This window comes from Phenylobacterium deserti, from assembly GCF_003254705.1.
GTDB lineage: Bacteria > Pseudomonadota > Alphaproteobacteria > Caulobacterales > Caulobacteraceae > Phenylobacterium > Phenylobacterium deserti.
Genome location: NZ_QFYR01000002.1, coordinates 371,334 through 385,589 on the forward strand (window position 1 = coordinate 371,334; position 14,256 = coordinate 385,589).

Genomic DNA, 14,256 nt, shown 5'->3' on the forward strand with positions numbered 1-14,256 from the left:
ATGCAGTCAGACGTTGTAGCGGTCGGTCAGCGGAATGAGTCGCCGAGGTAGACGCGGCGGACTTCGGCGTCCTGCAGCACCTCTTCCGGCGAGCCGTCGAAGAGCACCTGGCCGGCGGCGATGATCGAGGCGCGGTCGATGATGTCCAGCGTCTCGCGCACATTGTGGTCGGTGATCAGGATGCCGATGCCGCGCTGCTTCAGGTAGCCGATCATCTCCCGGATGTCGGCGATAGCCAGAGGGTCGATGCCGGCGAACGGCTCGTCCAGCAGCAGGAAGGACGGTTCGGAGGCCAGGGCCCGGGCGATCTCCACCCGCCGCCGTTCACCGCCGGACAGGGCGATCGCCGGTGAATCGCGCAGGTGGTCGATGTGCAGCTCCTCCAGGATGCTGCGGACCATCTCCTGCGCCTTCTTGCGGCTGCTCTCCCGCAGTTCGGCCACGGCCATGACGTTCTCAGCGACCGTCAGGCCGCGGAAGATGGAGGTTTCCTGCGGCAGGTAGCCCACACCCATGCGGGCGCGCTGGTACATGGGCTCGCTGGTGATGTCCTTGCCGTCGAGCAGGATGCGGCCTGCGTCGGCCGGAACGAGGCCGGTGATCATGTAGAACGAGGTGGTCTTGCCGGCGCCGTTAGGGCCCAGCAGACCGACCACCTCGCCGCGGGCGAGGGTGAGGGATACGCCGTTCACGACCTGGCGGCCGTGATAGGCCTTGCTGACCCGGTCCACAACGAGACCGGCGGCCTGAGTTTCCGGCGCGGCCGGGACCTGCTGCTGTTTCAAGGCGACCTTTCCGACGCGCTGACCGAACCGGCCGTTTAGTCCAGGTTGAGGCGGCTGCGAACACCGCCCGAGTAGGTCACCGAGCGGTTTTTCGTATCGGCGGTGACGGAGCGGGCCTGGACCTCGCTGGATTGCGCCCGGGTCTGCACGCGGCCGGAGCCCACCAGCTGGCCCGACTTGACGTCGAACACGGTGGAAGGGGCCTGGAATTCGCCCCTGGCGCCGGTGAGGCTGACGCCGCCTTCCAGGAACAGCTTCTCGTCCGCCGGGTCGTAGGTCCCGCGGGCGGCGACGACCTTCAGATTGTCGGGGCCTTGTTCATCGCTGACCAGCACCGGGTGATCCAGCTGGATGCGCTGGGGCGGCGCGGAGCTGCGCGTCGCCGAAACGGCGGTGATCACGAAGGGTCGGCCCTTGCCGTCAGCGCCGGCCAGCCGCGGCGCGGTGAGCTGGGTCTCGCCCGGCTGTGCGCTGGCGCGGGCGCTTGGTTGCAGTCCTCCTCGGAAGGCGGCGGCGATCACGATCAGGAAGAGCAGGGCGCTCACGGCCGGCAGCGCGATCCGCAGCGTCCGGACACGAGAGGCGTGACCCGTCCGGCCTTTCAAGGCGAACGAAACTCGTGGAGCGGCGGTGGGCGACGAAGCCGGCATACGCCCTATGTGGCAGCCCATGGTCGAGCCCACAACGGCTGACGACATCTTGGGCGAAGGCGCCGCGGATCTGGCCTGCGGGCGTCACCGAACATTGACCGAGGTCAAATAACCTCGCTCAGTAAGAATCGCAGAGCGCACAGGGGCTTAGTCGTGGAAACGGTCGGTGGACACGAGATCGGCGAGCCTCCTTGCTCCCCCCGTGAACGGCGCCTCCAGGCAAAGGACGGCGTGCTTGTCTTCTTGCCGCGGTTCGGCGCCGGCGGCGCCTCGAAGGTCAGCTGCGTCCTGGCCAGTCGTCTCCAGCAATCTGGCGTCCGCACCACGGTCGCGACGCTGGGTCCCGGGGGTGGTCGGGCTCGCCGGTTCCTGGACGAGGACGTACCCGTCCTCCCGCTTACGCCCATCAAGGGAAGCGCTCGCGGAGCGGCTCACTTGCTGGCGGCGCTAGTTCCGCTGGCCTTGTCCATCCGGCGGCTGCGTCCGGGGGTTCTGCTTTCGGCCGGCAATCACGCGAACATCCTGTGCGCCGCCGCGCACTGGCTGTCGGCGCGTGACGACACCAACCTGGTGTTGAAGATGACGAATCCTATCCGGCGTACAGGACGGGGGCGTCTGCGCTCCGGACTGAAAGCGGTGGCGTACCGGCTAGCGATTGGCAGAGCGTCGGCTGTGCTCGTGCTCTCTCCCGAGGACGCTGCGGAGATCGTGGCCTTCCATCCGGCCGCCGCAAACAAGGTTCAGGTCGTGTCGAACCCTTACCTGGACAGCTTGCCGGCCAGCCGCTCGCCAGCCGAGCGCACAGCGGAGCCGGCGATGCTTCTGGCCGTCGGTCGGCTCACCGAGCAGAAGAATTTCGAGCTGCTGTTGAGAGCGGCGGCCCAACTCGGTGATCGTCCATGGCGGCTCAAGGTGCTGGGCCAGGGCGCGCGCCTGGCGAGTCTCCAGGCTTTGGCCAAGACCCTCGGCATCGCGGATCGTGTGGAGTTCGTGGGCTACGTCAGCGACCCAAGGCCGTACTATCGAGAGGCCCAAGCGCTTGCCATCACATCGGCCTGGGAGGGCCTTCCTGCCGTCGCGGTGGAAGCCCTGGCGGAGGGCTGCCCAGTTGTGGCGGTGGACTGTTCGCCGGCCTTGTCACGCCTGATCACGGCGAGCGGTGCTGGCCGGTTGAGCCCGGCCTCGCCAGAGGCTTACGCCGCGGCCCTGGCGCAAGCCTTGGATGAAGACCGTCCTTCAGTGGAGGCAGCGGCGCTCGCGCCGTTCACCCTGGAGAGCGCGATACGCAGCCACATCAACTCTCTTATGCTCGCAAATGCGAGCCGCTTGGTGGAAGCCAGGCGCGGCAGAGGCCTCAGGGCTGGCGGCTGGAGGTTTGGCCAGCCCTGAGGGGCTCACGCGCGAAGCGCGGCGGAACTACCAGCGGCGGCCGTATTCGCCACCGCGATAGTGAGGATAGCGGTCGTACTGCCGCCGCGCGCTGTAACGGTCCTGGCGGCGGTTGTCGTAGCGGTCGAACTGATCCGGGCGGCCGTCGCGATCACGGTCGCGATTCCATTCCCGGCGGTCGGAAACACCGTCACGGTCGCTGTCCCGGCTGGCCCGGTAGTCACGAGCGTAGCGGTCCTGATAGTGGCGACCGTGGTCGTAATAGCCTTGGCCGTATGCTCCATCATAGGCGTAGCGCCCGCCGTAGGATTGGGCGCTGGCGGCCCCGGCGCTGAGAGCGACAAGGGCCGCGGCGGCTGAGCCAAGAACAAGCAGTTTCATGTGCGAATCTCCGAAGGCCGCGGGGGATCGGCCGAGATGCACAGACTAGAGGCATGGGTCTGAACGGCGGCGGGGCGGCCCGTTTAGCGGCGGTTCACACCGGGGCTCCGCCAGCGCCAGCCGCGCGCGCCGCGCGGCCTTGGACGACCTGGTGGAACTGATGGGCAAGTGCTTCAAGCCCCTCCCGCCCAACCGTCAGGGCGGCGTATCCCTGGGCGGTGAAGTGCAGATTCCGGCCCGACTGGCCGATCCAGCCCGCCTCGATCAGCTCGCCAACCTTGCGTCTAACCGTCTCGCGGGGAATGCCGGACGACTCGGCGATGGACCGGAGGTTCAGGCCTCGCGACGGTAGGAGAGGGGCGGTGCTCTGCATCCGCGCCTCGTTGGACATCGCCGCGAACTCGGCATCCGCAACGCTGCGTGCGGCGATGGCGAGCAGGATGATGTTCTTTTCCAGATCGCCGTCGCAGATGGCGCGCAACCTCTGGAGCAGCTCCAGGAAGGGAGCCACCAGTTCATCGGAAAGCGGCGGAAGATTTCGGTCCATCCTCGGTCGCCGGTCCTCAGCAGCGCGGCGGACGAGACAACGGTCCGCGGAAGCGCGGCCGCAAGCCCGCGCCGACAGAACGCTAGCAGCCGCCGTGCCGCTCTGTACAGCTTTCCCGCGAGTTCCTTGACGACATTTCGGCGCATCTAGAGGCGAATGCCGGCTCAACCAAGTTGGGATTACAACCCGGAGTATATGTTGGCCGGGTGGCCCGTCTCGCAGGCGCGATGGCGGCGGCCAGCTTGACGCCCGCGGTCGCAGCGCCGAAAGACTGCCAAGTGCCTGAAAACGTGACCCCACGCCGAGGCTCCCGGAAGGCCGAACAACGCGCCGAGACCCAGGAGCAGATCCTCGACGCCGCCGAGCATCTCTTCTCCAAGCATGGTTTGCATGGAACGACGTTGAAGGACGTGGCCCGGCGCGTGGGCGTGCACCACACGCTGCTGAACTACTATTTCGAGGACAAGAAGAAGCTGTTCGATGCGGTCTTCGCCCGGCGTGCCGTGGTGACCGGCGAGCGGCGGATGAAGGCGCTGGACGACTACGAAGCCGCCAGCGGCGGCAAGCCGACGGTGGAAGGAGCGCTGCACGCGTTCCTCGACACCGACCTCGACCTCTACATCGAGGGCGGCGAAAGCTGGAAGAACTATGGGGCCCTCAGCGCCCAGGTGGCCAACACGCCCGAGTGGGGCGCCGAACTGATGGACCAGCACTTCGACCCGGTGGTGCTGCGGCTGATCGGTCTGCTGAAGAAGGCGCTGCCGGACTGCGCCGAAGAGGACATCTTCTGGGGCTACCACTTCGTGACGGGCGCCCTCATGGTCACCCTGGCCCGCACGGGACGGATCGACAAGCTGTCGGGCGGCCTTTGCCGGTCGGACGACTTCCCGGCGATCAAGCAGCGGATGGCCTCCTTTATGGCCGCGGGCTTCCGCTCCATCTGCGCCGCCAAGGCGGACTGAGGCTTCACAGCCGCCGCGCGCATCGAGCCGCGCACCACCTGGAGTCGGCAGCTCACAAGCCTCAGCGGTGAAAACACCGTTTGACAAAACTCGACCCGCGATGAACCTTCATTCTCACGAGAGTGAGCCAACAAGGCTCCCCGGGAGGAAACCATGATGCGGGCCCTTTACGGCGCTTCGAGCGTCGCTGTTCTCATATCCTTGATGAGCGTCGGCATGCCCGGGAGCGCCTGGGCGCAGGCCGGCGCGAGCGCCGCCACCCCCGGCTCGAGCGCCGGCGCGCAGTTGGATGAGGTGGTCGTCACCGGCTCCCTTATCCGCGGCACGCCGCTAGACGCCGCCCTGCCGGTGGAGGTCTATTCCAACGAAGAACTGGAGCGGCGAGGGGCTCCGTCGGCCCTGGAGTTCGCCAAGACCCTGACGATCTCCGGCCCGATCACCGGCGAGTCCTACTACTTCGGCGGACCGGCGCTGACCGGATCGGTGCAGTTCAACCTGCGCGGCATCGGGGCCAACAAGACCCTGACCCTGCTGAACGGGCGGCGGATGAACGCCAACACCGCCAACATCCCCTCGATCGCGCTGGCGCGGACCGAGATCCTGAAGGAAGGCGCGGCGGTGACCTACGGCGCCGACGCCACCGGCGGGGTGGTCAACTTCATCACCCGCGACCACTTCGAAGGGCTGCAGGTCGAGGGGCAGTACAAGCAGATCTCCGGCTCGCGCGGCGACTACTCGCTGGGCGTCATGGGCGGGACCGGCAGCGACCGGGTGAACTTCCTCTGGTCGGCCGAGTACGAGCACCGCTCGCGGCTGCACGCCCTGGACCGCGACTTCACCCACGCCTCGCTGGACCCGACGCGGGCCGGCTACAACCCCGCGCCTTGGTCGACCTTGACCAACCTGGCCGGCTGGATCCCGCGCGGCGCGCTGCCGGCGATCCCGAGCGCAACGGACGTGGGCGAGTTCGGGCCGGCCGTGGGCGGCATCGTTTCGGACTTCACGCCCGCGAGCTGCGCGGCCGTCGGCGGGCGCTACGACAACAACTTCACCTGCGCCTACAACTACATACCCTACTACAACCTGGTGGAGCCGACGGACACCTACCGCGCCTACGCCCAGCTGAACGCCGACGTCACGGACAACATGAAGTTCCACTTCGATGTGTCCTATGGCCAGGTGACGGTGCCGGAGATCTTCGGCTCGCCCGCCCAGCCGATCTCCCGCGGGCCGGCGCTGGCCACGGGGGCGGTGAACCAGCTCTATGTACCCATCACCAACCCGTATGCGGCGGCCTTTGCGGCGTCCAAGGGGATCACGGGCGCGCAAGGCTTCACGCCCGTCACCTACCGGCTGCTCGGCCACGGCGGCAACTCGGCCCTGTCGTCCAACGGGTTTGGGGTGCCGGACCGGGTCGAGAACCAGATGTGGCGGGTGTCGGCGGGCCTGCGCGGCACGCTGGGCGAGTGGGCGAGCTTTGCGCGCGACGTCGGCTACGACTTCGCGGTCACCTACAACCAGGCCAATTCGTTCAACACCCACCCGGACACGGTGGGCTTCCGCCTGCAGCAGGCGCTGAACGGCTTTGGCGGCCCGGGCTGCCAGGCGCCCGACCTGGATCCCAACCGGTTCGGCACGCAGAACCCGGCCGCGGCGGGGCAAGGCGCGTGCCAGTGGTGGAACCCCTTCGCCAGCTCCTTCGCCGGCCAGCCGGTCCGGGGCCTGGCCAACCCCAACTATGTGGCGGGCAGCGAGAACTCGGCCGAGCTGACCCGCTGGCTGTTCAACCCGCGGGGCATCGAGACGGTCAGCAGCGACCTGACGGTGGACCTGGTGTTCGACGGCCGGTCCGGACCGCGGCTGCCCGGCGGGCAGGTGGGTTGGGCGGTCGGGGCGCAGGCTCGCGCCTTCGAGAGCCGCCAGAACAACAGCGATCCGCTGTTCAACGGCACGGTGCAGTGCGAGTGGCCGCGCGGCACCACCAGCGCCAACGGCCCGGGCTCCCTGCCCATGGAGGCCAACCCGCTGCCGACCACGGACCCGAACTTCCGCGGTTGCACGCCGGACGCGCCGGGGCCGTTCGTGCTGTTTGCGCCGGATCCGCCCGACTATGCCGACCGGCAGCAGTATTCAGTGTTCGCCGAGGTGGACATCCCGATCCTGGACACCCTGAACGTCCAGGCGGCGGTGCGACGCGAGGAGTTCTCCGGCGGGCTGGGGGCCACGGTCTACAAGCTGGCCGGCAAGTGGAACGTGTGGGGGCCGCTGTCCCTGCGCGGGTCCTATGGCACCAACTACCAGACCCCGCCGGTGGGCACGATCCCAGGCTCGGTGGTGGTCAACGCGCGGACCATCACGGTGGCCGGCGGCAACTGGCTGGCCGTGAACTTCATCACCGACGCGGGCCTGAAGCCGGAAACCGCCAAGACCTGGAACGCGGGGGTGATCTGGCAGAGCCGCGGCTTGATGGACGGCCACACCTTCCGGGCGATCGTCGACTACTTCGACATCCGGACCCAGGACGAGATCGGCCAGGTCGCCGATCCGAACCAGATCGCCAGCCTGGTGTTCAACGGCCCCGGCGGGACGATCACCACCTGCGACCCGGCGCGCCAGCCGCTGCTGCAGCGGATCACCTTCAACGCCGGATGCGCAGTGGGGATGAGCGGCGTCGGCACCTTCTCGGGCCTGTCCACCCTGGTGGGCAATGGGCCGGGGCAGACCACCAACGGCTTCGACATCCAGGCCGACTACACCCTGCCGGTGGGGAACGGCGACCTGTCGCTGAACCTGACGGCGACGCGGGTGACGGAGCTGCGGACCGGGCCGACGTCGCTGGACGGGGTGGTCGTCTCCACGGGCGACGACCGGCTGGGGACGCTGAACTTCGCCACCTTCGCACAGGCCGCGCCCAAGCTGCGGGCCAACCTCGCCGCCAACTACAGCCTTGGGCGACAGAACCTGCGGGTGGGGGTGAACTACGTCTCGGCCGTCACCGACGAGCGGCCGGGCATCCAGTACGGCGAAGAGGGCGAGGACTGGATCACGGTGGACCTCACCTATCGCGTGGAGCTCGCAAACGAACTGGCCCTGACGGCCAGCGTCGCCAATCTATTCGACCGCGACCCGCCGCCGGCCCAGGAGGAGCTCGGCTACGACCCGTTCCTGGCCAACCCGCTGGGCCGGACCTTCGAGATCGGCATCCGCAAGACCTTCTGATCCACCCTGAGCCCTCTCTGGCGGGCGGCTTCGGCCGTCCGCCGCCTTTTTTGTCAGCGGCTTCGGAAACAGGAGAGTTGGATGGGACGGCTTCGGCGACTGGGAGCGGCTCTGGCGCTTGGCCTTAGCCTCGCCGGGGCGGCGCAGGGGCAGGCGGCGAGCGAGCGGCCGGACTACGCCAAGCCGGAGCTTTGGCTGTGCCGGCCGGACCTAGCCGACGACCGCTGCAAGGCGGATCTCGACGCGACAGTGATCACCGCAGACGGCGCCACTCGGACGGAGCGGTTCGCGCCGGCCAAGGACCCGTCGGTGGATTGCTTCTATGTCTATCCGACGGTGTCCAGAGATCCGACCTGGCAGGCCGACTTCACGCCCGATCGGATGGAGTGGGACGTGGTGCGGCTGCAGTTCGCCAGGTTCGGGCAGGTGTGCCGGACCTTTGCACCGCTTTATCGACAGCGGACTTTGACGGCCTTGCGAGCGCCGGCGGGCGGGCCGGCGCCGGTCGGCGCGCCGCCGGCCGAGGGCGTGGGCGGCTATGCCGACGTGCTGGACGCCTGGCGCTGGTACCTGGCGCACGAGAACAAGGGGCGCGGGGTGGTCCTGATCGGCCACAGCCAGGGTGGGGCGATGCTGAACCGGCTGATCGCCGAGACGGTGGACGGCAAGCCCCTGCAGCGCCAGCTGGTCTCGGCCCTGATACTGGGCGCGCCGGTGCTGGTCCCCCCGGGCAGGGACCTCGGCGGCACGTTCAAGGCGATTCCGCTGTGCCGGGCGGAGGACCAGCTGGGTTGCGTGATCAGCTACGCCACCTTCCGAGACCGGGTGCCGCCGCCGGCCAATGCGCGGTTCGGCCGGGGACGCGACGGGCTGCGGGTCGCCTGCGTGAACCCGGCGGCGCTGGGCGGCGGGGCCGGGCGGCCGACGCCCTACTTCCTGACGCGGGGCTCCCTGAACGGCTCGGGCGGAGATGTCGCGCCGCAGTGGACACGGCCGCCGCGCGCCATCGCAACGCCGTTCGTGAAGACGCCGGGCATGATCTCCACCGAGTGCGTGACGCGGGGTGAGTTCGACTACCTGTCGCTGCACGTGATCCCCAACCCGGGCGGCGGGCGCACGGACGAGCTGGGCGGGCAGATCCTGCGCGCGACTGGCGTCGATCCATCCTGGGGGCTGCACCTGCTGGACGTGGATCACGCCATGGGCGACCTCATCCGAATCGTCGGCCGGCAAGGGCGCGCTTACGCTGTTCGCGAACGCTGAGCCGGGGGTCGGCGCCTACAGCGTGGGCGCCGGCGCCGCGAGAGCAGGCGCCTTTTAGCGGCTCCGGCCGCACGGGCGCTGTCACAGGAAATTCGCTTTGCTACCGGTAACATGCGGCGCAAATTGCCTATGCCCTTTGGGGCGTTTCCTCCCTATGAACTTCAAGGCCGCGCCACTGCGCGGCCTCTTTTTTTGACCCGTTTCCAAAGCTCCGAAGACGGCCTTTTCGGAGCTTTGGAAAAATCTTCCTCAGGCCCAGCTTTCCTGGCATCGACAAGGCATGTTCTTGCCGAGTAAATGCCCGCGACAGCGTGTTGAAACCCGTTAGGCGGCGCCCAGCCCCAGCGGCGCTTCGGCATGCGCGAGGGGAATGAGGGTGAGGATGAACGCGCCAGGGCCGCAGGGACTGTACGATCCGGCCAACGAGCACGACGCGTGCGGCGTGGGTTTCGTGGCCAACATCAAAGGCCGCAAGTCGCACGAGGTGATCGAGGCCGGGCTGCAGATCCTGGTGAACCTGGATCACCGGGGCGCCGTGGGCGCCGATCCGCTGGTGGGCGACGGCGCGGGGATTCTGATTCAGATTCCGGACGGGCTGTACCGCGCCTGGGCGCAAGGCGCCGGCGTCGAGCTGCCGGCCTTCGGCGAGTATGCGGTGGCCATGTGCTTCCTGCCGCGCGACGAGGACGCCCGTGCGGCGGCGGTGGAGCAGTTCGAGCACTTCCTGCGGGTCGAGAAGCAGCCGCTGATCGCCTGGCGCGACGTGCCGGTGAACCTCGAGGGCCTGGGCCAGGCCGTGCTGGAGTCCATGCCGGTGATCCGTCAGGCCTTTATCGGCCGCGGTCCGAACGTGCGCGACCAGGACGCCCATGAACGCAAGCTGCTGGCGGTGCGCAAGCAGCTGCAGAACCCGCTGGCGGAGCTGGCGGCCAAGAAGAACCTGCCGGGGCTGACGCAGCTCTACATCCCGTCGTTCTCGACGCGAACGGTGGTCTACAAGGGCCTGCTTCTGGCGGACCAGGTTGGGACCTTCTACCAGGACCTGCAGGACGAGCGGGCGGAAAGCGCCCTGGCGCTGGTCCACCAACGGTTCTCGACCAACACCTTCCCGTCCTGGAAGCTGGCGCACCCGTACCGGTTCATCGCCCACAACGGCGAGATCAACACCGTCCGCGGCAATGTGAACTGGATGAACGCCCGCCGCCGCTCCATGGAAAGCGAGCTGCTGGGGCCGGACCTGAACAAGATGTGGCCGCTGATCCCGCACGGGCAGTCGGACACCGCGTGCCTGGACAATGCGCTCGAGCTGCTGGTGGCCGGCGGCTACCCGCTGGCCCAGGCGGTGATGATGCTGATCCCGGAAGCCTGGGCCGGCAATCCGCTGATGGACGCCAAGCGCAAGGCCTTCTACGAGTATCACGCCGCGCTGATGGAGCCGTGGGACGGCCCCGCCGCGGTGGCCTTCACCGACGGGCGCCAGATCGGCGCGACCCTGGACCGCAATGGCCTGCGTCCCGCGCGCTTCGTCATCACCGACCAGGACCATGTGATCATGGCCTCGGAAGTCGGCGTCCTGCAGATCCCGGAAGAGCGCATCGTTCGCAAGTGGCGGCTGCAGCCGGGCAAGATGCTCCTCATCGACATGGAAGAGGGGCGGATCATCGAGGACGAGGAGATCAAGGCGAAGCTCGCCGAGGCCGCCCCGTACGAGGAATGGCTCTCCGACACCCAGTTTAAGCTCGAAGAGGTGGCGCTGGCGGCGACGCCGGATGTGGCGCCGTCCAATGATCCGGCCGTGCTGCTCGATCGCCAGCAGGCGTTTGGCTACACGCAGGAGGACCTGGCGTTCTTCCTGGAGCCGATGGGCCGGCTGGGCGACGATCCGGTGGGCTCCATGGGCGTCGATACGCCCATCGCGGTGCTCTCCAAGCGCTCGCGCCTGCTCTACGACTACTTCCAGCAGAACTTCGCCCAGGTGACCAACCCGCCGATCGATCCGATCCGCGAAGAGCTGGTCATGAGCCTGGTCTCGATGATCGGACCGCGTCCGAACCTGCTGGGCCGCAATGCCGGCGCCCACAAGCGCCTGGAAGTCGCCCAGCCGATTCTGACCGACGAAGATCTGGCCAAGATCCGCGCCATCCACGAGCTGCTGGACGGCGCCTTCTGCACGGCGACGCTCGATGCGACGTGGCCGGCGGAAGAGGGTGCGGCGGGTCTGGAGCGGGCGCTGGAGCGGTTGTGCCGCGAGGCGACCGACCAGGTGCTGGCCGACGTCAACATCCTGATCCTGTCGGACCGCGCGACGAGCGAGGACCGCATCCCGATCCCGGCGGCCCTGGCCACCGCGGCCGTGCACCATCACCTGATCCGCCAAGGCCTGCGCATGCAAACCGGCCTCGTCATCGAGACGGGCGAAGCGCGCGAAGTGCACCACTTCTGCGTCCTGGCCGGTTACGGCGCCGAGGCGGTGAACCCGTACCTGGCGTTCGAGACCCTGGAGCAGCTGCGCGCCCAGTCCAATTCGGCGATCAGCGCCTATGACGCGCGCAAGAACTACATCAAGGCCGTCGGCAAGGGCATGCTGAAGGTGATGTCCAAGATGGGCATCTCCACCTACCAGTCCTATTGCGGCGCCCAGATCTTCGACGCCATCGGCCTGTCGTCCGAGCTGATCAGCCGGTTCTTCACGGGCACGGCGACGACCATCGAAGGCATCGGCCTGCAGGAAATCGCCGAGGAAAGCGTCCGCCGTCATCGCGACGCCTTTGGCGACAACCCGATCTACAAGACCATGCTGGACGTGGGCGGGCAGTACGCCTGGCGCATCCGGGGCGAGGCGCACGCCTGGAGCCCGGAAAGCGTGTCGCAGCTGCAGCATGCGGTTCGTGGGAATGTGTCCGAGGCCTACCGGGACTTCGCCCGCTCCATCAACGAGCAGAGCGAGCGTCTGCTGACCATCCGCGGCCTGCTGCGGATGAAGCCGGCCGATCAGCCCTTGTCGCTGGACGAGGTCGAGCCTGCCGCGGAGATCGTGAAGCGGTTCGCCACCGGGGCCATGAGCTTCGGCTCGATCAGCCGCGAGGCGCACACCACGCTAGCCATCGCCATGAACCGCATCGGCGGTCGTTCGAACACCGGGGAAGGCGGCGAGGAGTCTGATCGCTTCCAGCCGCTGCCGAACGGCGATTCCATGCGCTCGGCCATCAAGCAGGTGGCCTCGGGCCGGTTCGGCGTCACTGCCGAGTACCTCGTCAATGCCGACGACATCCAGATCAAGATGGCCCAGGGCGCCAAGCCCGGGGAGGGCGGCCAGCTGCCCGGTCACAAGGTGGACCGCAACATCGCCCGCGTCCGGCACTCCACGCCAGGCGTCGGCCTGATCAGCCCGCCGCCGCACCACGACATCTATTCGATCGAGGATCTGGCGCAGCTGATCCACGACCTGAAGAACGTCAATCCGGGCGCCCGCATCTCCGTGAAGCTGGTGTCGGAAGTTGGCGTCGGCACGGTCGCGGCGGGCGTGGCCAAGGCGCGCGCCGACCACGTGACCATCTCCGGCTTCGAAGGCGGCACGGGCGCTTCGCCCCTGACGTCGCTGACCCACGCAGGCTCGCCCTGGGAAATCGGCCTGGCCGAGACGCAGCAGACCCTGCTGCTGAACGGCCTGCGCACCCGGATCGCGGTGCAGGCGGACGGCGGTCTTCGCACCGGCCGCGACGTGGCCATCGCCGCTCTGCTGGGAGCGGACGAGTTCGGCTTCGCCACCGCGCCGCTGATTGCGGCGGGCTGCATCATGATGCGCAAGTGCCACCTGAACACCTGTCCGGTGGGCGTGGCGACGCAGGATCCCGTGCTGCGGGCCCGCTTCAAGGGCGCGCCGGAGCACGTGATCAACTACTTCTTCTTCGTGGCGGAAGAGCTGCGCGAGATCATGGCCGAGATGGGCTTCCGCACCGTCAACGACATGGTCGGCCGAGTGGACCGCCTGGACATGCATACGGCGGTGAACCACTGGAAAGCGCAGGGCGTGGACCTGTCGCGCATCCTGTATTCCGCGCCGGCCGAAGGCCTGAAGGGCCTCTGGAACATGCACCGGCAGGACCATGGCCTGGGCAAGGCCCTGGACCACACCCTGATCGCCGACGCCAAGGCGGCGCTGGAGAACGGTCAGGCCGTCCGCGGCGAGTACGAGATCCGCAGCATCAATCGCACCGCCGGCGCCATGCTGTCGGGCGAGGTGGCGCGGCGCTTTGGCCACGCCGGCCTGCCCGAGGACACCATCAGCCTGCGCTTCCGCGGCCAGGCCGGTCAGAGCTTCGGCGCATTTGCGGCGCGCGGCGTGACCCTGGAGCTGATCGGCGACGGCAACGACTATGTGGGCAAGGGCCTGTCGGGCGGCCGGATCGTGGTCCGCCAGCCGGAAGCGTCCACCCGCGAGCCGACGGAGAACATCATCGTCGGCAATACCGTGCTGTACGGCGCGATCTCGGGCGAAGCGTACATCGAAGGCGTGGCCGGCGAACGCTTCGCCGTCCGCAACTCGGGCGCCGTGGCGGTGGTCGAAGGCGTGGGCGACCACGGCTGCGAGTACATGACCGGCGGCGTTGTGGTGGTGCTGGGCCAGACCGGGCGTAACTTTGCGGCCGGCATGAGCGGCGGCGTCGCCTATGTCTACGATCCGGAAGGTCGCTTCGAGCAGCTTTGCAACAAGGCGATGGTCAGCCTGGAGCGGATCGAGCCGGCGGAGCCGGCGCCGCACGCGGCCGACGAGACGCCGTACCGGCCCAGCCAGCGGTCTATCTCGGTCGACAACAACGGCATGGGCGACATGCTGCGGTTCGACGCCGAGCGGCTGCGCATCCTGATCGAGCGCCACAAGCTGCACACCGGCAGCAAGCGGGCGACGGAGATCCTGGACAACTGGGACGAGGCGCTGGGGCGGTTCGTGAAGGTGATGCCGAACGACTACCGGCGCGCGCTTCTCGAACTCGGCTCGGCCAAGGACGGGCTGCCGCTCGTCGCCGCTGAATAGCAACTCGGAAATCGGAGACTGACCC

General features: G+C 68.2%; 9 protein-coding genes. 5 read left to right on the forward strand and 4 right to left on the reverse strand.

Annotated elements, in window-relative coordinates; all coding sequences use genetic code 11:
• Positions 1-26 precede the first annotated feature (26 nt).
• Together lptB and lptC are read right to left on the reverse strand one after the other, a co-directional pair.
• A complete protein-coding gene (gene lptB / locus DJ018_RS11465) occupies positions 27-785 on the reverse strand; it encodes an LPS export ABC transporter ATP-binding protein (RefSeq protein WP_111515081.1) in 759 nt (252 codons plus the stop codon).
• Between the two features lie 35 nt (positions 786-820).
• On the reverse strand, positions 821-1,330 hold the full coding sequence (lptC, locus tag DJ018_RS11470; RefSeq protein ID WP_165842897.1) for an LPS export ABC transporter periplasmic protein LptC: 510 nt from the start codon (positions 1,328-1,330) through the stop codon (positions 821-823).
• A gap of 336 nt (positions 1,331-1,666) precedes the next feature.
• Here lptC and DJ018_RS11475 point away from each other — a divergent pair, with 336 nt between their 5' ends.
• A complete protein-coding gene (locus tag DJ018_RS11475; protein WP_133254277.1) occupies positions 1,667-2,824 on the forward strand; it encodes a glycosyltransferase in 1,158 nt (385 codons plus the stop codon).
• A 27-nt stretch (positions 2,825-2,851) separates the two neighbouring features.
• Here the strand turns inward: DJ018_RS11475 and DJ018_RS19315 are convergent, their stop codons facing one another.
• The gene (locus tag DJ018_RS19315; RefSeq protein WP_205853752.1) at positions 2,852-3,205 is read right to left on the reverse strand and encodes a hypothetical protein; all 354 of its coding nucleotides are present in this window, start codon (positions 3,203-3,205) and stop codon (positions 2,852-2,854) included.
• Between the two features lie 94 nt (positions 3,206-3,299).
• Complete coding sequence (locus tag DJ018_RS11485) at positions 3,300-3,752, reverse strand: helix-turn-helix domain-containing protein (RefSeq protein WP_111515084.1); 453 nt, start codon at positions 3,750-3,752, stop codon at positions 3,300-3,302.
• Between the two features lie 227 nt (positions 3,753-3,979).
• Between DJ018_RS11485 and DJ018_RS11490 the strand changes: the two genes are divergently transcribed.
• The 4 genes from DJ018_RS11490 to gltB all read left to right on the forward strand — a co-directional run bounded on the left by DJ018_RS11490 (position 3,980) and on the right by gltB (position 14,231).
• Entirely contained in the window at positions 3,980-4,714 is a 735-nt protein-coding gene (locus DJ018_RS11490; protein ID WP_111515085.1) for a TetR/AcrR family transcriptional regulator, read from the forward strand.
• A gap of 153 nt (positions 4,715-4,867) precedes the next feature.
• Positions 4,868-7,933, forward strand: coding sequence for a TonB-dependent receptor domain-containing protein (locus DJ018_RS11495; RefSeq protein WP_111515086.1), 3,066 nt, complete (start codon positions 4,868-4,870; stop codon positions 7,931-7,933).
• 81 nt (positions 7,934-8,014) lie between these two features.
• Positions 8,015-9,196 (forward strand): DUF3089 domain-containing protein, encoded by a 1,182-nt coding sequence (locus DJ018_RS11500; RefSeq protein ID WP_111515087.1) that lies wholly within the window; start codon positions 8,015-8,017, stop codon positions 9,194-9,196.
• A gap of 382 nt (positions 9,197-9,578) precedes the next feature.
• Entirely contained in the window at positions 9,579-14,231 is a 4,653-nt protein-coding gene (gene gltB / locus DJ018_RS11505; RefSeq protein ID WP_111515088.1) for a glutamate synthase large subunit, read from the forward strand.
• Positions 14,232-14,256 lie beyond the last annotated feature (25 nt).